Here is a 17,357-nt window from a genome sequence, read left to right on the forward strand (position 1 = left end):
GCAATCGGACGTTCATTCCCGCGCGGGCGTGGGTTTCTGGCACGGTCGGGGCATGACTCGTCCCGAATCCGCCGCCGAGGTCTTCGACGCGCTCGGCAAGGACTACGAAGCCGCCTTCCGCACCGCGATCGCTCAGCGGGACGCGATCACGGCGTTGATCGAATCGCTGCCCCCGCGGGCGAAGGTGCTCGACCTGGGTTCGGGCACCGGGCGCCCGGTCGCCGAACTGCTGGCCGCGGCGGGCCACGACGTCACCGGGTACGACATCGCGCCGAAGATGGTCGAGATCGCGCGGGCGCAGGTGCCCGCCGCCCGGTTCGACCTCGGCGACCTGCGCGAACTGACCTTCGAGGACGGCACCTGGGACGCGGTCACGACGTTCTTCTCGCTGCTGCAGCTCACGCGCGCGGAGCAGGAGACCGTGATCGGCCGGCTGGCGGCCTGGGTGAAACCGGGCGGTCTGGTCCTGCTGGCCACCGTGCCGGCGGATGTCGACGGGCTCGACATCGTCTTCATGGGACACCCCGTGCGCGCGAGCAGTTTCACCGCCGAAGCGCTGGCCGGGCTGCTGCGCGCGGCCGGGCTGGAGATCATCCGCGAGGAGCGAGCGGAGTTCGTCCCGGACCACCCCGGCGCCGCGCCCGAGCCGCACGTCTACCTGACCGCGCGCCGGGTTTCGTGAGTCAGTCGTGGCGTCAACCCCTCACCGGGAAGATCACCCAGCGGATATGAATTTTACTCAACTTCGTGCGTATCCCGGGCGCCGGAACCCGAGCTAAAGTGAGGGATGGGCATCGAAGCTCTGGCCAGGCCGGTACCTCGCGAACACCGTGAGCTGGTGCGCGAAATGCTGGGCCGGCTGCCGGAGTTCGCCGATCGCCTCGCCCGGCTGCTCAGCGACGAGGACGAGTTCTACCGCCAGGTCGACCACGTCGCGCCGGCCGAGCTGCGCAAGGTCTGCCACGCCAACCTCGAACGCGCGCTCACGGCGCTGGCCGACGGCCACGGCCTCGCCCTCGACGCGGCCCGCAAGACCGGGCTCGTCCAAGCGCGGCAGGGCATTCCGCTGCCGGCGGTGCTGCGCGCGTTCCGGATCGGCGGCACGTTCGTCTACGAGGCCCTGCTGGAGCTGGCCGGCCCCGAGTTCCTCAGCTCCACCCGCACGATCGAGATCAACTCCTACGTCTGGAAGGCGATCGACCTCTACTCGGACGCGCTGACCACGGCGTACGACGAGGTCGCGGCCGAGCCGTCGCACGCGAACGTCCAGCGGCTGGACGACCTGCTGCGCGGCCGGCTGGCCGGTCAGTCCGAAATGGAGTCCGCGGCCCGCGAGCTGGGGCTGCCGACCGCGGGCATGTTCGTCGCGGTCGTCACCGAACGCGTCGAACCGGACGGGCAGGACACCGTCGAGGCCTTGATGCGGGCGCGGCGCTGGCGGTCGGCCTGGCGGCCCGGCGGCGAGGCGGGCCTGGTCGCGATCGACCGGATCGAAGACGTCCGACGGCTGCGGGAAGTGCTGGGTTCACTGCCGGTCGCGGCCGGGCTGAGCCGGCCGTTCACCGGGTTCCCGGACGTCCCGGACGCGCTGCACCGGGCCCGGATCGCGCGTCGTTCACTGCCGTCGGCGACCGCGGGCGTGGTGGTGTTCGGCGACTCGCCGGTGACCACGCTGGTCGCGGCCGCGCCGGGGATGGCTCGCGACGTCGTGCGGTCCGCGTTGTCGGGGGTGCTCACGCTGCCGGGCGCCGAGCGCAAGGTCCTGCTCGACACGCTGCTCGCGTGGTTCGGCGGCCACGGGTCGGCGAAGGAGGCGGCGGACCGGTTGTTCGTGCACCCCAACACCGTCCGCTACCGCCTGCGGCGCGTGCAGGAGCTGACCAAGCGCGACCTGACCGATCCGGTGGACATCGGCGAACTGTACGTCGCCCTCGAATCGGTACGACTGGATCCCGTCGATTGACTTTCGATAGATATCCAGCGATAGTCGTCACATGTTCGCAGAGAAGTGGGCCGTACCCGCGCTCCGGGTCTTCCTCGTCGTGCTGTTCGCCGTCCTGGTCGTCTTCCAGACGCTCTCGCTGCCCGGCGGGATCGCGTACACGACGTCGCAGAACCCGAACGACGCGAGCCTCCGGTGGCCGCTGACCGCGATCGCAGTGTTCCTCGTGCTGTGCGTCGAGGTGGTGGTGGTCGCGACGTGGAAGCTGCTGACCCTGGTCAAGAAGGACCGGATCTTCACCAGCGGCGCCCTGAAGTGGGTCGACGCGATCGTCTGGGCCGTGGTCGCCGCGTGGGTGGTCTTCGCCGGCATGCTGATCTTCGTCGGCTTCAACGCGGACGACCCGGGGATGCCGATGGTGTTGTTCCTGGCCACCGTCGGGATCACCGTGATCGGCCTGCTGATGGTGGTCATGCGCGCCCTGCTGCGCCAGGCCACTACGCTGCGTACCGACATGGAAGCGGTCATCTGATGGCGATCGTCGTGCGCATCGACGTCGAGCTCGCCAAGCGCAAGCTGAGCGTCGGCGAGTTCGCGGAGAAGGTCGGGCTGACGCCGGCCAACGTCGCCGTCCTGAAGAACGGCCGCGCGAAGGCCGTGCGCTTCAGCACGCTGGAAGCCATGTGCCGGGTCCTCGAGTGCCAGCCCGGCGACCTGCTGGAGTGGGTCGACGACTAGGCAAGGTCGACGGGCCGCACCCGCAGCTTTTCGGCGATCCGGGCCAGTGCCTGCTGGTCGGCCGCGGTGAGCGGGTCGAGCACGAGCTGCCGCACGGCCCGCACGTGCGCCGGCGCCGCGGCGACGACCACGGCGTAACCCGCGTCGGTGAGCGCGGCCAGCGTGTAGCGGCCGTCGCCGGGATCGGGTGAGCGTTCGACCCAGCCCCGCTGCTCGAACCGCTTGACCACGTTGGACAGTCGCGAGAGCGAACCGTTGGCCAGGTAGGCGAGCTCGCTCATCCGCAGCCGGCGATCCGGCGCCTCCGACATCTGGCTGAGCGCCAGGTACTCGAAGAGCGTCACGCCGGCTTCCTGCTGCAACGGCGCTTCCAGCTTGCCCGGCAGCAGCAGGACGAGCGAGGCCAGGCCGGTCCAGGCGTCCTTTTCGGACGGCGTCAGCCAGCGCGGCTCGTCGTCATCGGGTGCCATGGGGGAACTCTACCCAGCTCGGCATGACTTCACGCTTGAAGTCTGATACCTTGACTTCAAGCGTGAAGTCAACCGAAGGGAACGTCATGCCCGAGTTCTTCGTCACCCCCGGCTACGGCCCCAAGCACCTGGCCGCCCTGCACTACACGCAGGCGGTCCGGATCGGCGACCGCGTCGAGATCTCGGGCCAGGGCGGCTGGGACGACGACACCGTCTTCCCCGAGTCCCTGGAGGAGGAGATCGTCCGGGCCTTCGAGAACGTCGAGCGCACGCTCGCCACCGCGGGCGCGAGCTGGACCGACGTGGTCGCCGTGGACTCGTTCCACATCCCCACGGCACCCGACACCATCGGCGACGACCACACGCGCGTGATGGTGGAGCAGTTCCGCAAGCGTATGGGCGACCGAGCGCCCATCTGGACCCAGCTCGGCGTCGCGGCTTTGGGTGCACCGGGGATGCGGGTGGAGATCCGCGCCACGGCCATCGTGAGCTGAGCCTCCGGATTTGTCGGTGGTGTCTGTGACGATGGCGGCATGACGGAAACACCCGCCGCGGCGGAACCGGACCGCCGGTTCCGGCTGGAGACCCTCCGCGACATCGTCCAGGCCGAACTGGCCGCCGCCGGGTTGCCGGTGGCGCCGGGAGAACACCCGACCGGCACCGCCGGCGCGGTCGTGTACGTCGACGTGCCGGATCTGCGCGGAGTGGCGGTCGACTGGTACGAGCACGCGATCCTGCTCGACGCGGCGCAGGAAGCCTGGGGCGACGACCCGCACCGCGAGGGCGCGGAATGCGCGGCGTTCGGGCGGTTGACGTCCGCGATCGGGGCAGCGATGGCCGAGGCGATGCGGACGATCCTGACGGCCGCCGGCCTGGAGGTCGCCGACGCCGGCAACGACTACATGCCCGGCCAGTTCCTGGTGACCCGCATGGTGACCCCGTCGGCGTGGCAGGCGCGGCGGGACGCCCGGTTCGCGCGGCGCCACGAGTCGATGCTGGCGGCCTGGAACACCCGGCTCGCGGCCGAATGCCCGAACCCGGACTGCGAGGTCCACCGGAAGGGAGCGGCCGCGAATTCCTGACACGGCGTGCGGCAGGGCGCCGGCTGGAGCCGTTCGGCCCCGGGTTAAGCCGCGTCCAGCTCCACCAGCCTCGCCAGTTCCAGCAGGGTGCCCTCGAAGCCGGGGCCGGCGGTGAGCTCCACCGTGAGCGGGCCCCCGCGCCGGGCCGTGCCCACGGGGAGCGTCACCGCCGGCTCCGTCCACTGGGGACGGTCCACGGCGGCCGAGACGACCACGTCCGCTCGCGGTGCCGGGCGGCGGCGGCCACCGGCGTCCAGGTCCAGCACCACGTTGCCGTGCAACGAAAGCAGGGCCGCCACGTCGGCGACGGCGTCGCGCAGCTCGCGGTCGGCTATCGAGTCCGAATGGGCGCCGATCGCCGGGCGGGGCGGCTCGGCGTCGCGGGTCAGGCGGGGGACGAACCGCGCCAGGTCGCCGCGATCGCAGACGAGCGTGCGGATGCCCGGGATGCCCGCCGACGGATCACTGAGGCTGACACCGACGCTCGCGGCCGCCGCCACGATCCGGGCGCGCCAGCGAGCGGTGGCCGCGATGGCGACCATCGGAGGATCCTGCGACAAAGTGGGGATTCTCCCTTGCGGTACTGCGCGGCGGAGTGAGGATCGTCCGATGGTGGGCCCATGCCCGTTGTGCCCGGGAACAAACATGTTTGGTCGCTTGGTGCGAATGGCGGCGCACATGCCACCTTCCGGTCGTACCGGGTGTCTGTGACCGCAGGTCACACTTTGACGCCCGGCGTGGCGCGGGCCACTATCCGGGCACTGATTACCGCCCGGTAATTTGCGTGACACCAGGAGGACCGTTGCGACGTGCTTTCGGCCTGATCTTGCTGGCACTGGGCGTATTCGCGGTCGCGGGCGCTGTGCTCCTGCCGACCTACGTCTACCCCAAGCTCGCCAAGGTGCCGCTCGACCAGGATTCGACGTCGCTGCTCGAAGGCACCGCGAGCCAGGTGCTCGCCGTGACGGACAACGGTTCCGGCCCGGTCTCGGCGATCCGCAAGGACGCCAAGCTGACCGCGACGGCCCACGTGCAGGCGAACTTCGCGGCGCCGGAGATGCACCAGGACACCGACTACGCGGTCTGGCTCCTGGCCGTGCAGGTCACCGACGACGCCGACAACACCGTGCTCAGCGCGAGCAAGCGGCAGGTCTGCTTCGACCGGCGCACCGGCGAGGGCTACGAGCCGCGCGGCGAGTCCGACCCGCAGTGCGACGCCAAGAGCAGCTTCGTCACCGAGCTGAAGGACAAGGCGGACAAGGACGGCCAGAAGCCGCCGGAGACGAACGACTACAAGGCGCAGCCCGGGCTGCAGTTCAAGTTCCCGTTCGGCACCGAGCAGCAGGACTACAAGGTCTACGACGACAACACCGGCGCGGCCGTCACCGCCAAGTACTCCGGCACCGAGACCGTCGACGGGATCGAGACCTACAAGTTCGTCCAGGACATCCCCGACACCAAGACCGCCACGAAGGACGTGCCGGGCTCCCTCGTCGGCTCCGCGGACCCGACCGTCAAGGCCGACCTCTACTACCGCGGCGTCAACACGATGTGGGTGGAGCCGGTCACCGGGATCGAGGTCAAGCAGCAGCAACAGCAGCACCAGGAGCTGCGCTCCGGCACCGGTCAGCCGACCGTGGTGTTCGACGGGACGCTCGCCTTCACCGCGGAGACCGTGGCGAAGATGGCCGACCAGGTGAACGCGAACAAGGGCCGCTTGGAGTTCCTCTCCAGCACCGGTCCGCTGTGGCTCGGGATCGGGGGCGGCGTGCTGATCATCGGCTCGATCGTGCTGCTGGCCCGGCGGCGCCGGGCCGAGCCGCCGGTCCCGCCGCGGCGGCGGGAACCGGTCGGCGCCGGCCGCTGAGTCAGCGCCGCCGCAACACCAGGACCAGATTCCAGGAAGCGATTTCCCGCAGGGCCGGGACCCGCACGATCCACATCGCCCAGCTCGGGTGATAACGCGGGTACCCGGCCACCAGATCGGCCAGCGGCGTCGCCTTCGCCCAGCGGAGCGCGGCGCCGACCGACACCGGGAAAAGGCTTTCGCCGAATTTGTTCTTCGGCTGCTTCCCGAGCTTCCGGAAATACCGCTGACGCGCGTAGTAACCGCCGAGGAAATGCCACGGCGCGGTCTCGTGCCCGCCCCAGGGTGAATACCACGGCGTGAACGACGCGAAGACGGTGCCGCCGGGCTTGGTCACCCGGCACATCTCGTCGAGCATCACCCACGGCTTCGCGACGTGCTCCAGCACGTTCGACGAGTAGCAGACGTCCACGGATCCGGTGCGCACGGGCAGTTCCGTGCCGCTCGCGCGGATCATGTTCTCCCCCGGCTCACCGCGCGCGGACAGCTCGCCGACGTCCGGGTCGACCCCGAGATACGTCGCGCCGGCCGCGCGGAAGGCGTCCGAGAAATACCCCGGACCGCCCCCGACGTCGAGCACCGTGCGCCCGGACAGCGGAGCGTGGGCCGCCAGTTGCCGCACGGAGTCGGCGGCGAGCGCCGAGTAGAAGCCGTCCGGGTCGGTCTGTTCGGTGAGAAAGGTGCGGAAGAGCGTCACGGAACGGTGGAGCGTCGCGCGGTGCGGCTCGGTGTTCGGGGCGACGACCGGATTTACTGCCATTGAACCATCGCTTTCCGAAATACGTTCCTCTACTGTGTACGCATACTGTGTACGCACCGGTAACCTAGCATCGTCGCTACAGTTTGGATAACCCGATGGACCGTCCTCGTGTGCTCCTGGTCAACTGGCGCGACACCGGCCACCCCGAGGGCGGCGGGTCCGAGCGGTACGTCGAGCGGATGGCCGAAGGGCTCGCGAAAGCGGGCTACCGGGTCGAGATCCAGTGCGCGGCCTACCCCGGCGCGACCGCGGGCGAATGGCGAGACGGCGTCCGCTACCGGCGCCGCGGCAACAAGTTCGGCGTCTACGCGCACGCGCTGCGGGCGATCCGGCGGGCCCGCGCGGACCTGGTGGTGGACGTCCAGAACGGGATGCCGTTCTTCGCCCGGCTGGTCGCCGGCTGTCCGGTGCTGGTGCTCGTGCACCACGTCCACAAGGAACAGTGGATCAGCGCGCTGGGCGAGACGCTGGGCCGGATCGGCTGGTGGATCGAGTCGCGGCTGGCGCCGTGGCTGTTCCGCGAGTGCGCCTACGTCACGGTTTCCGAGGTCACCAAGGCCGAGCTCGCCGGGCTGGGCGTCGACCGCGACCGCGTCACCGTGGTCGCCAACGGCCTCGACGCGCCCCCGCCGGTGGCGGCCGAACGCGACAGTTCGCCCACGCTGGTCGCGGTGAGCCGGCTGGTGCCGCACAAGCGGATCGAGCACGCCATCGACGTCGTCGCGCGGCTCGCGCGGCGCTGGCCGCAGCTGCGGCTCGAGGTCGTCGGCCAGGGGCCGTGGGACGAGGTGCTGCGGGCGCACGCGGCCGAGCGCGGCGTCGCGGACCGCGTCACCCTGCACGGCTGGGTCGACGAGCAGGCCAAGCACGAGATCCTGGCGCGCTCGTGGCTGCACCTGTGCCCGTCGGTCAAGGAGGGCTGGGGCATCGTCATCATGGAGGCGGCCGCGCACGGCGTGCCCTCGGTCGCCTACCGCGCGGCGGGCGGCGTCGCCGAGTCCATCGTGGACGGCCGGACCGGGCTGCTCGCCGACGACTTCGACGACTTCACCGCCCGCGTCGACGGCCTGCTCGCGGACGGCCTGCGCCGCGCGGAGATGGGCCTGGCCGGCGCCGAGCGGGCCGGGAAGTACAGCTGGGACCAGAGTGTCGGCGAGTTCGCGTCACTCGTGCGGGACGTCGCCGGCCGGCCCGCGCCCCGGCCCCGCGTCCTGAGCTCAGCCGGCCTGTTCCCGCACCGCGTCGCGGAACCGGTCCACCAGCCGGCCGGCGGCCGCCGCGCCGAAGTCCTTGCGGCGGGCGCGCACGGTCACCGTGGTGGTGTCCCCCGTGGTCGCCGCGCCGAACGCCACGCCTGAGCGGCCGCTCGCGGCCGGGTAGAACGCGATCGAGCGGACGGTGTCCCCGGTGGACACCACGCCGAGGTTCGACACCAGGAACGTCGAGCCGAGCCTGCTCGCCAGCACCCGGGTGCCCAGCCGGGCGATCCGGCTGCTGCGCGCGGGGAAATCGGGCTCGGGCGGCTGCGCGCGCAGGACGTCCGCGACGGCGCCGGAGTCCGGGTCGGCCGGCAGCCGCAACCGGAAGAACGCGCTGTCGTGCACGGGTTCCGGCGCGGCGCCGGAGCGCCACGACGCGCCCAGCGCGGCGACGACGCGGACCGTGCGGGCGCCGTGCGCGTGGTTCCAGCGTCCGGTCGCGCGGGTGGCGGCCGCGACGAACCCCGCGGCACCCAGCCGCAGCCGGGGCACGCGGCGGGCTTCGAAGACGTCTCCCGCGGTCTCGCCGTCCCGGTCGGGCACGATCCGGCCGGGTGGCGCGAAAAGCGCCTCGGCGAGCCGCTGGACGGCCGAAACGAGGAACGGCTTCCCGCCGTCGGCGCGCGCCCCGATGCCGCGCGCCGCCGAGGAAACCGGGACGTCGAGGAGGAAGCCGAGCAGGGCGAGCAGGCCGAGGCCGTCGAGCGCGCCGTGGTGGCCGGCGACGAGCAACGCCGGTTCGTCCGTGCTGACGGCGACGCGCACCAGGGGCGCGCCGCGCTCGTAGGGCTCGGCCGCGAACCGGGCGCGGACCTGGGAAATCCCGGCCGCGGTGGTCTGTTCGACCGCCGGCGCGGCGCCGAGGAGCGGGTACTGCGGGAGAACGGCCGCCAGCCGCGCGCGGAGTTTCTCCGGGTCCGGGGCCGAAAAGAGGTCCGCTTCCAGGAGGATGCTCCAGGAAACGGTGGGGTCGCCGTAGAGCCCGACCACGCGGTGCGCGTGGTCGGTGGCGGACTGCGTCATGCGCGTCAGCGGTTCCCGTACAGCTTGGCCGGGTGGTCCGCGGGGTTGTACTTCACCTGCGCGTTGAGCTGGTCCTGCACCTGGGCGGTGCTGTCCGGGTCGGCGCTCTGGATGAGGGCGAAGCCCGCGCCGGTCGCCAGACCGCCACCGATGATGACGGCGGCTACCACCCCGATGAGCGTGCCCACGTGTCACTCCTTCTTCCGCGGCGGGAAAGTCCTGCCGCGGCTCAATGTACGCATCGGTAACATGCGGCACAACAGTGCGACGCAGAGCAACGTGAGCGCTACTCCGTCCGCGAGCAAAGCCGGGCCCCACGCAACGGCTTTCACGGGTGCCTCACCCGGGGTCCGGTACAGCGTCAGCCATTCCCCGGACCACACCAGCGTCGCGCCGGCGAGCAGCCGCGGGTCGACGTCGCCCGGGGTCCCGTGTTCGACGAGGATCCAGCCGACCCCGGCCGCGGTGAGCTCCCCGGCGGACGTCGCGGCGCGCACGTCGCCGATCCGCGGGTCCTCACCGGCGATCCGGTCGGCCCCGACCTGCAGGGTGTCGTCCATCAGCACCGGTTTCGGGAGCACGCGCGGCGCCGGGTCGAGCTGCGTGCGGCCGCCGTTCCACGCGAAGCCGCGGAACGTCGAGAGCGGCAACGCCAGCACGTCGCCGGGACGATCGTCCCCACTGAGCACTTCGGACACCGCGCGCCAGTCGTCCGGGTACTGCGCGGTGCCGAGCCGGCCCCAGCCACCCCACGCCAGGTCCGGCATGGTGAGGATCGGGAACAGCGCCGCGGCCGCGACGAGCCCGGTGCGTCCTTGTCTCGTCCGCAGTTTCGCCGCCGCGGCTTCGATCGCGAGCGCGAACCCGATCGCGAGCGGCAACGCCCACCAGGCCACCCACTTCTGGGCGTCACGCAGCAGACCGGCGCCGGGGAGCCGCCGCGTCGCGAAGTCCAGCACGGCGTCACCGAACGGCAGCGTGGCGAGCGAGGCCAGCAGCACGCCCGCGACGCCGAGGAGGAAGAGCGCGCGGACCGGCGGGGTGCCCCAGCGCGCGGCGAGCGGTTTCAGCCCGGCCAGCGCGATCGCGACCGTGATGAGCACGAGCACGGGGATCAGCGGCATCGCGCGGCTGCCGGGCACCGTCTCGGCGTTCCAGATCCCGCCGAGGCCGAGGACGCTGAGCAGCGCCGGGCCCCAGCTTTCGGCGCGGGCGCTGAACGCCGTGACGCCGGCCGGGTCGGAGTACGTGCCGCCGGCGTCGAGGAACGTCGGCACCAGCCAGGGCAGGTTGAGCAGCACGGCGATGCCGAGCGTCGCCGGGATCCGGCGCGAGCCGGCGGCCACGATGGCGACGGCGGCGGCGAGCACCCCGCCCGGCGGCGTCAGCACCGCGGGCGCGCAGGTGAGCACGAGGCGCCACAGGGATTTCGGTTCGTGGTCGCGGGCGGCGAGGCCGGCGCGGACGATCCACGGCAGGCACGCGTACGCCACAAGCAGCGGCCAATGCCCGATGAACAGCCGTTCCGCGAGATACGGCGTCCAGGCGTACGCGGTCGCGGCGACCAGCCGGGTGCCGGTGTGCTCGGTCGGGACGAGCTTGCCCGCGCCGTGCGCGGCGAAGAAGATCGCCAGCAGCAGCACGAGTTTCTGGACGACGTCGCCGGGCAGCACGGTGGTGACGAGCGCGACGGCGGCGTCGGCGGGCACCGACCGCGGCAGCGTCGCGCCGATCCCGAAGGCGTCCGGCACGAAGTACTGCCGCGGCGCGAACACCATGTCGTAGCTCAGGACGAACCCGCGGCCGAGCAGGGGCGCGCAGACGGCGAACGCGAGCACGGCGGAGACGGCGGGAAGGGCCAGCCGCCTGCCCGGTGCGTCCACGGCCCTTCCTTTCCGTCTTCCGCGCGGTTATCGTCGCTGCTCATTACTCGCCGGTAATGGGAGCCCGTCGTTGAGCGTAGACACCGAAGCCGAACCGGCGCGGACCGGCAGCCGGGTCGCGGCGATCCTCGTCTCGCTGGCGCTCGCGGGCAACAACGCGGGCAGCTACGTCCTGAGCCTCGCGGCGGCGCGGATCCTCGCGCCGGGGGCGTTCGGGGAGCTGAGCTCGCTGCTGGCGGTGCTGGTGATCGGCGTCGTCCCGGCGATGGGGCTGCAGACGGTGGTGGCGCTGCGCGTCGCACGCTCGCCGCAGCACACGGGATCGCTGTTCGCGCTGGGCCTGGTGACGAGCGGGATCGTCGCGGCGGCGGCGTTGACGCTCAGCCCGTTGCTGGTGCTCCTGCTGCACCTGGGCTCGCTGGCGCCGGCGCTGCTGGTGACGGCGTCACTCGGGCCGTTGACGCTCCTGGGGCTGTTCCACGGCTTCCTGCAGGGCAGCCACCGCTTCGCGACGCTGGCCGGGCTGATCGCGCTCGAAGGCGTTGGCAAGGTCGGCGGCTCACTGGCAGGCCTGCTCGTCTCGGGTTCGACGACGGGTGCGCTGGCCGGCACGGCGATCGGGTCCCTGGCGGTGGTCACGGCGAGCTGGCAGATCTGCGGCCGCCCCCGCCCCCGCTGGGCCGACCGCCACGGCCGCGACGTCCTCCACACGGCCCAGGCGATGCTGGCGCTGGTGCTGCTGGTGAACCTGGACCTGGTCCTGGCCCGCCACACGCTCCCCGCCGCGGAGGCGGGCGAGTACGCGCTCGGGGCGATCGTCACGAAGATCGCGTACTGGCTTCCACAGGCGGTGGGCGTCCTGGTGCTCCCCCGGTTCGCCGTCACCGCCGATCGGCGCCGGACCCTGCCGGTGGCGCTGGGCGTGTGCGCTTCTCTGGACGCGGTCGTGGTGCTGGTGACGCTCGTCTTCGGGTCCCGGCTGCTGCCCTTGATCGGCGGAGCCCGGTACGCCGGAAGCACGATGCCGCTGTGGCCGTTCGCACTGGCGGGGTCGATGCTGGCGCTGGTGCAGATCCTGTTGTACGCGCGGCTGGCTGACGGTGACCGTCGCGTGACGGTGCTGATGTGGGCGGCGGTCGCGGTGGAGGCGGTGCTGATCCCGGCCTGGCTGCACGGATCGGCGACCCAGGTGGTGACGGTCGCGGCGTGCTGCGCGGGCGGGCTGGCGGTGGCGGGGGCGCTGGTGGAGATCCGGGCTCGCCGCGCGGGCTGAAGCACGAACGGACCGTTCGTGCGTTTCGCTTTCGTTCCGGCGAAGATCGTTTCATCCTGAAGGGGTGCGAAGAGGAGACTGGATCCGGCAGCCGCTTCTGTCCCCTGGCGGTCCGCGGGTGGCGACCGACGAACACCGGATCCGCGCCGCGCTGCTGCACGGCCGTGAAGGCGCGCTGCTGACCCGGGATCCACGCGATGCTCCGGCACGGGCTCCGCAGCGCTCCCGAACCGACGGATGTCCACGTGCTGGTGCCCGCGGACCGCCGCGTCGGCAGCATGGCGTTCGTCCACGTCGAACGAACCACACGGCTGCCTCCCGCCCGAGTGCTTCGAGAGATCCCGACGGTACCGACGCACCGGGCGGTGATCGACGCCGCGCGGCGCATGCGAAACCACGATGCCGTGGTCGCGATGATGGCCGAAGCTATCCAGCGTCGCCGCTGCACGCCGGAAGCCCTTGCGCGTGAACTCGCGGACGGCAAGCGCGCGGGGAGAGCGTTGCCCGCCCGTGCGCTGTCGCCTCTGCTCGGCGGCGCGCGCTCAGTGGCCGAGGTGGACGCGTGGCGATTGCTCGGCCGCTCGAAACTGCCTGAGTGCCGGTGGAACATCAAGCTGTTCACCGCGGGCGGTCGCTACATCGCCACCCCGGATGCCCTGGTGGGACGAGGTCGGTCTCGCCTGGGAAATCGACTCCCGCAGCCATCACGCCGGGCCCGGCGACCACGCCGGGACGCTCGCTCGGAACACGCGTTATCTGAGAGCGGGTGTGGCAGTGCTCCAAACCCTGCCTGCCCGGCTCCGCAGTGAACCGCACAAGGTCCTCGCCGAGTTGCGAGCGGCCTACGGGATCGCCCGCGGCCGACACCGCCCGGACGTGCACACCCGGTGAGTTCGATGGAGGTTTCTGGCCACCTGACGTCCCAGATCCTCCATCGTCAAGCCCCTCCGGCGGTCGGTTCGGTGGGGTTCTCCTTGCGGGCGAACCAGTCGATGCACGTCGCCACCGTGGCCGCGGCCGCCAGCAGCAGCGCGGCCTGGGTGACCGGGCCGTACGCCCAGTCCTGACCGTGGCCCAGTACCCGGCCCGTCACCGAGACCGCCGCGGCCACCGCCATGCCGCCGAACGCCAGGAACCTCGGTGCCCGTTCCGAGAACTGGCGTGCCAGCAGGCAAGCGATCAACAGCACCACCGGGAGCATCCCGCCCAGCGCGACCAGCAGGCCGATCAGCAGCACCGGCACCACGACCGCGCCACCCGCCACCACCGGGAAACGGCGGCGGCGGGCCGGCCAGGCCACGCCCACCAGGACCAGCAGCACCGCCAAAGCTCCGATCAAGAGCCCCGTGCGGTAAGTGGAATCCGGGGTGAACGACAGCGAGACCACGCCCCCGGCACCCGCCGGGACGATCCAGGCCTGCTGCCAGCCGTCCACGCGGGTACGCGTCAGCTGCTTGCCGTCCATTGTGGCCACCCAGCCCGCGTTCGCGTTCTCCGGGACCGCCAGCACCGACTCGTCGCCCGGGGCGACCGTCACCGAGCGCGAAGTCGCCTCCCACGTGCCGATCTGCACCGCTCGGTGCGAAACCGGCGCCGCAGGAGACGCGGCGGGACGCAGCCACAGGTCCTGGACCACGAACGACTCCGACCGGTCCGTGCGCAGCTCGTGACCGCCGGAGGGCAGTTCGATGCCGCCCTCCGAGTCGCGGCACATCGTCAGCGGCAGCGGGCGGTGGTCGATGATGTCCGACAGCGTGCCCGTCACCGACGTCCGGTAGTCGAGGCCGTCCAGGTGGATGTTCGGGCCCGCGCCGCACGGCACCGTGAACGCCGGGTCCGGGCCCGGCAGCAGGCCGTCCGTGCCGGACAGCTCCAGGCTGCCGACGCCGACCACCGCGCGGGCCGCCGGATCGTCGTCGTCGCCGGGGACGATGATCTGCAGCCGGTCGGTGTCGAGCGGCTCGAAGGTGCCCGACCCGCTCTCGTCCAGCGGCACCGTGCGGTTGCCCGTCCGGCCGACCAGCTCCACCTGCCGCGGCGCCTTCGCCCCGCTCGACGGCGAAACCCCGATGTGCAGCCCCGAAATCCGCTTCGGCGCGGTCCAGCCCAGGGTCAACGTCGGCCGCAGGTCGGTGACGTCGGGACGCCACGTCGTGCCCGGGTCGCCGTCGACCGCGGCGAACCCGCTCGCCGCCGGGTCGCCGCCGAGCTGCGACGTCGACGCGACCGTCACCCCGGGCAGCGACACGGGGTTCTTGCCGCCGCCGGCCGGCAGCACCGAGCCGCCGACGAGGAACGTCGCGTCCGCCGAGGTGCCGAACAACCGCCGGATGCCATCGGGTTCCTCGCCGTCGCGGGCGGCCGTCGCGTCGCACCGAACGGCGCCGCCGGTCGGGAGGCACGCGTACCGCGGCTGCGCGCCGCGAGTGAAGGCGAACCCGGGCGCCGCGCCGGCGGGCAGGTCCGCGGGCACCTCGAGCGCGCGCTGCGGCTCGGTGCCGGGGATGTTCAGCTCCGCGATGCCGACGTTCCCGTCCTGCCGCCCGACCACCAGCGACAGCAACGTGATCCGCACCTTCGTGGTGACGCCCGCCGCGACCGGGTAGCTGTGCGCCCCGGCGCCGCGGATGACCTGCTGGTCGACCGAGCCGTTGTCGGTGGTGATCCGGACGCGGGTCGCCGGCCAGCCGACGCGCAGGTCGTCGACCATCTGCAGGTCGACGGCCGTGACCAGGCGCGGGGTGTCCAGCTCCACCTCCAGCCACTGGCCGACCGGACCGGTGAACGACGACGACTGCCACGCCGTGCGCGGGTCGCCGTCGATCGCGGCGAACGGCTGGTGGCTCGGGTCGGAGCCGCCGAAGGCGTCGGCGAACGACGCCGCCGTCGACGCCGTCACCGAGCGGATGCCGCGGTAGGCGGCCACGGTCTGGTGCTCCTGGCCGGGGAACGGCAGCAGGTCGCCGGCCGCGCGCTCCTGCCGGAACGCCTCGCCCGCGGTGAGCGTCTGGCTGAGGTTGTCGCGCACGCCGCCGACGTTCCGTTCGGCGCGCCGCAGCCCGTCGGTCACCAGCCGCGGCCCGCTGGGCGAGCCGCCGTCGCCGGTGAGCACGGTCGGCGTCGCCGGGTCGAGCTGGCCGGAGTCGAGCAGCGGGAGCAGGTTCTCCGGGCCGCCGCTCACCGTCGGGACATCCTTTGTGGACGTCGCGGTGACGAGCGGCACCGGCCGCCGCACCTCGTAGACCTCGAGCGGCCCGAACGTCGCGGCCTTACCGATTCCCGGGGAGCCCGCCAGCCCCGAGCGCAGGGTGGCGATCGACGGAGCGTCGGTCCGGACCCGGTCGATGTCGTTGCGCAGCAGGAGGAACCGGTAGCCGGACCGCGCGAGCAGCGCCGCCAGCCCGGGATCGCCGCGGCCGTCGGCGAGCGCGGCGTCGACGGAGTCCATCAGCCGCGTGTTTCCTTCGGACCCCAGCGGCACCTGGTTGCGCACCGCCCACGGGCTCTTCGCGATCGCCTGCGCGGGTTCGTCGACCGTGCGGCCCCAGTCGTACTCGCCGAAGCCGGTCGCCGGCAGCAGCAGCGTCCGCGCGTTCGGGTCGGCCTTCGCGACCCAGCTCGTCGCGTCGTACCAGTAGCCCGGCACCTCGTCCCAGCCCGGCCCGGAGCGCAGGTTCAGCAGCCACGCGGGCGCGGCCATCACCAGCACCAGCAGCAGCCCCGCCGCGGGCCGCAGGAACCGGCGCGCGGACTTCACGTGCACCGGGCTGGAAACGCCGTGCACGAACGCGAGCATCAGCGGCAGCCGCAGCACCGGCTCGAACTTGTGGACGTTGCGCAGCGGCGCCAGCGGCCCGTCGAGCAGGTGCCGGACCTGCTCCGCGAGCGGGCTGTCGAGCGTGCCGACGTACCCGATCGTCAGCAGCGTCAGGCCGGTGACGACGCCCAGCACCAGGAACCGCCGCTCCGGCAGCCCCCGCCGCGTCAGCCCGAACAGGCCGACGCCCGCGACGAGCCCGGTGGCGAGCATCAGCACCGGGTTGTCGATCAGCGACCAGCCGCCGGGCCACCACGGCGTGCCCTGCACGACGTAGGCGACCCACTGGTTCGTCCCGCGCAGCACCTCGAACAACGACATCGGCGCGGTCGTGTTCGTCGCGGACTCGATGTAGTCGAGGAACGGCAGGCTGTACTCGCCGAGCAGGAGCAACGGGAGGATCCACCACAACGTCGCGCCGACGACGAACACGACCCACCAGGCCACCAGCCGGACGTGCTCCCGCGTCCACTTGCGCGTCACCAGCCACAACCCGGGCAGGACGAGCGCCATCACGACCATCGCGCCGTTGACGCCGCCCATGCACAGCACGGCGATCGCGGACAGCCCGGCCGCGCGCCGCGGCGAGCCGGTCACCCCGGCCCGCACCAGCGGCACCAGGACCCACGGCAGCAGCACCGCGGGCAGCATCTCCGCGGACAGACCGCCGATTTCGGTCAGCATGCGCGGCGCGAGCGCGTACCCGAGCGCGCCGATCAGCCGGGTGCGCTCGGTGCCGAGCTTCATCGCGCGCGCCAGCAGCAGCGCCCCGCCGAACGCGGCCGACAGCAGCAGCGCGCCCCACAGCCGTTGCGTGATCCACGCGGGCACGCCGGCCGCCTGGCCCAGCGCGAAGAACGGGCCCATCGGGAACAGGTAGCCGTACGCCTGGTTCTGCAGCTCGCCGGCCGTGGCGTCCGGGTTCCACAGGTGCAGCGCGCGGCCGAGGAACGCGAGCGGGTCGACGGCCAGGTCGAGCTTGGTGTCGAACGTCGTCTTCCCCGGCATCTGCAGGAACGACAACGTGGTCAGCGCCAGCACGATCCACGTGCTCGGCCGGCGGAGGAACGCCCCCGGCGAGAACTTCCGGGCGCGGCGCACCGGATCGGCGTCGTCCCGGGTTCGTTCGCGGGTGGCGGTTACCATCCGGTAGATACTAGGCCGAAACCTGGCTACCATGTGCCGACGATTTCCGCGGTCCCCCGACTTTCCTGGGCAGGTGCGTCATCCCTTCCGAAGACAC

The 17,357-nt window shown here is 72.2% G+C and carries 16 protein-coding genes; 10 read left to right on the plus strand and 6 right to left on the minus strand.

The window, feature by feature from the left end:
- The first annotated feature begins 52 nt into the window (after positions 1 to 52).
- The 4 genes from OHS58_RS27620 to OHS58_RS27635 all read left to right on the plus strand — a co-directional run bounded on the left by OHS58_RS27620 (position 53) and on the right by OHS58_RS27635 (position 2,680).
- Positions 53 to 682, plus strand: a complete 630-nt coding sequence (locus OHS58_RS27620) for a class I SAM-dependent methyltransferase (protein ID WP_326943923.1) — start codon at positions 53 to 55, stop codon at positions 680 to 682.
- A gap of 105 nt (positions 683 to 787) precedes the next feature.
- On the plus strand, positions 788 to 1,963 hold the full coding sequence (locus OHS58_RS27625; protein WP_326958550.1) for a PucR family transcriptional regulator: 1,176 nt from the start codon (positions 788 to 790) through the stop codon (positions 1,961 to 1,963).
- 31 nt (positions 1,964 to 1,994) lie between these two features.
- Positions 1,995 to 2,474 carry a DUF2975 domain-containing protein gene (locus tag OHS58_RS27630; RefSeq protein ID WP_326958548.1) on the plus strand — a complete coding sequence of 160 codons (480 nt, stop codon included), beginning with the start codon at positions 1,995 to 1,997 and terminating at the stop codon, positions 2,472 to 2,474.
- Positions 2,474 to 2,680 carry a helix-turn-helix domain-containing protein gene (locus OHS58_RS27635; protein ID WP_247056639.1) on the plus strand — a complete coding sequence of 69 codons (207 nt, stop codon included), beginning with the start codon at positions 2,474 to 2,476 and terminating at the stop codon, positions 2,678 to 2,680. The genes OHS58_RS27630 and OHS58_RS27635 overlap by 1 nt, the downstream gene beginning before the upstream one ends.
- Here the strand turns inward: OHS58_RS27635 and OHS58_RS27640 are convergent.
- On the minus strand, positions 2,677 to 3,150 hold the full coding sequence (locus OHS58_RS27640; RefSeq protein ID WP_326958546.1) for a MarR family winged helix-turn-helix transcriptional regulator: 474 nt from the start codon (positions 3,148 to 3,150) through the stop codon (positions 2,677 to 2,679). The genes OHS58_RS27635 and OHS58_RS27640 overlap by 4 nt on opposite strands.
- A 62-nt stretch (positions 3,151 to 3,212) precedes the next feature.
- Between OHS58_RS27640 and OHS58_RS27645 the strand changes: the two genes are divergently transcribed.
- On the plus strand, positions 3,213 to 3,644 hold the full coding sequence (locus OHS58_RS27645) for a RidA family protein (protein ID WP_328644498.1): 432 nt from the start codon (positions 3,213 to 3,215) through the stop codon (positions 3,642 to 3,644).
- 39 nt (positions 3,645 to 3,683) lie between these two features.
- Positions 3,684 to 4,232 carry a hypothetical protein gene (locus tag OHS58_RS27650; RefSeq protein WP_328644499.1) on the plus strand — a complete coding sequence of 183 codons (549 nt, stop codon included), beginning with the start codon at positions 3,684 to 3,686 and terminating at the stop codon, positions 4,230 to 4,232.
- 44 nt (positions 4,233 to 4,276) lie between these two features.
- On the opposite strand, the gene OHS58_RS27655 is transcribed toward OHS58_RS27650, so the two are convergent.
- On the minus strand, positions 4,277 to 4,774 hold the full coding sequence (locus OHS58_RS27655; protein ID WP_326943928.1) for a hypothetical protein: 498 nt from the start codon (positions 4,772 to 4,774) through the stop codon (positions 4,277 to 4,279).
- A 260-nt stretch (positions 4,775 to 5,034) separates the two neighbouring features.
- Here OHS58_RS27655 and OHS58_RS27660 point away from each other — a divergent pair, with 260 nt between their 5' ends.
- Entirely contained in the window at positions 5,035 to 6,099 is a 1,065-nt protein-coding gene (locus OHS58_RS27660) for a DUF3068 domain-containing protein (protein ID WP_328644500.1), read from the plus strand.
- Position 6,100: 1 nt separating this feature from the next.
- On the opposite strand, the gene OHS58_RS27665 is transcribed toward OHS58_RS27660, so the two are convergent.
- A complete protein-coding gene (locus tag OHS58_RS27665; RefSeq protein WP_328649868.1) occupies positions 6,101 to 6,796 on the minus strand; it encodes a class I SAM-dependent methyltransferase in 696 nt (231 codons plus the stop codon).
- Between the two features lie 173 nt (positions 6,797 to 6,969).
- On the opposite strand from OHS58_RS27665, the gene OHS58_RS27670 reads away from it, so the two are divergent.
- Positions 6,970 to 8,217 (plus strand): glycosyltransferase family 4 protein, encoded by a 1,248-nt coding sequence (locus tag OHS58_RS27670; protein WP_328649869.1) that lies wholly within the window; start codon positions 6,970 to 6,972, stop codon positions 8,215 to 8,217.
- 929 nt (positions 8,218 to 9,146) lie between these two features.
- On the opposite strand, the gene OHS58_RS27675 is transcribed toward OHS58_RS27670, so the two are convergent.
- Both OHS58_RS27675 and OHS58_RS27680 read right to left on the minus strand, forming a co-directional pair.
- Entirely contained in the window at positions 9,147 to 9,329 is a 183-nt protein-coding gene (locus tag OHS58_RS27675; RefSeq protein WP_247056652.1) for a hypothetical protein, read from the minus strand.
- A gap of 3 nt (positions 9,330 to 9,332) precedes the next feature.
- Positions 9,333 to 11,024 carry a hypothetical protein gene (locus tag OHS58_RS27680; protein ID WP_328644501.1) on the minus strand — a complete coding sequence of 564 codons (1,692 nt, stop codon included), beginning with the start codon at positions 11,022 to 11,024 and terminating at the stop codon, positions 9,333 to 9,335.
- A 70-nt stretch (positions 11,025 to 11,094) separates the two neighbouring features.
- Here OHS58_RS27680 and OHS58_RS27685 point away from each other — a divergent pair, with 70 nt between their 5' ends.
- Both OHS58_RS27685 and OHS58_RS27690 read left to right on the plus strand, forming a co-directional pair.
- Positions 11,095 to 12,297, plus strand: a complete 1,203-nt coding sequence (locus tag OHS58_RS27685; RefSeq protein WP_328644502.1) for a lipopolysaccharide biosynthesis protein — start codon at positions 11,095 to 11,097, stop codon at positions 12,295 to 12,297.
- A gap of 245 nt (positions 12,298 to 12,542) precedes the next feature.
- Complete coding sequence (locus tag OHS58_RS27690; protein WP_328644503.1) at positions 12,543 to 13,106, plus strand: hypothetical protein; 564 nt, start codon at positions 12,543 to 12,545, stop codon at positions 13,104 to 13,106.
- A gap of 128 nt (positions 13,107 to 13,234) precedes the next feature.
- On the opposite strand, the gene OHS58_RS27695 is transcribed toward OHS58_RS27690, so the two are convergent.
- A complete protein-coding gene (locus tag OHS58_RS27695; RefSeq protein WP_328644504.1) occupies positions 13,235 to 17,260 on the minus strand; it encodes an alpha-(1->3)-arabinofuranosyltransferase in 4,026 nt (1,341 codons plus the stop codon).
- Positions 17,261 to 17,357 lie beyond the last annotated feature (97 nt).

The sequence above is a fragment of the Amycolatopsis sp. NBC_00348 genome, assembly GCF_036114655.1.
Lineage (GTDB): Bacteria > Actinomycetota > Actinomycetes > Mycobacteriales > Pseudonocardiaceae > Amycolatopsis.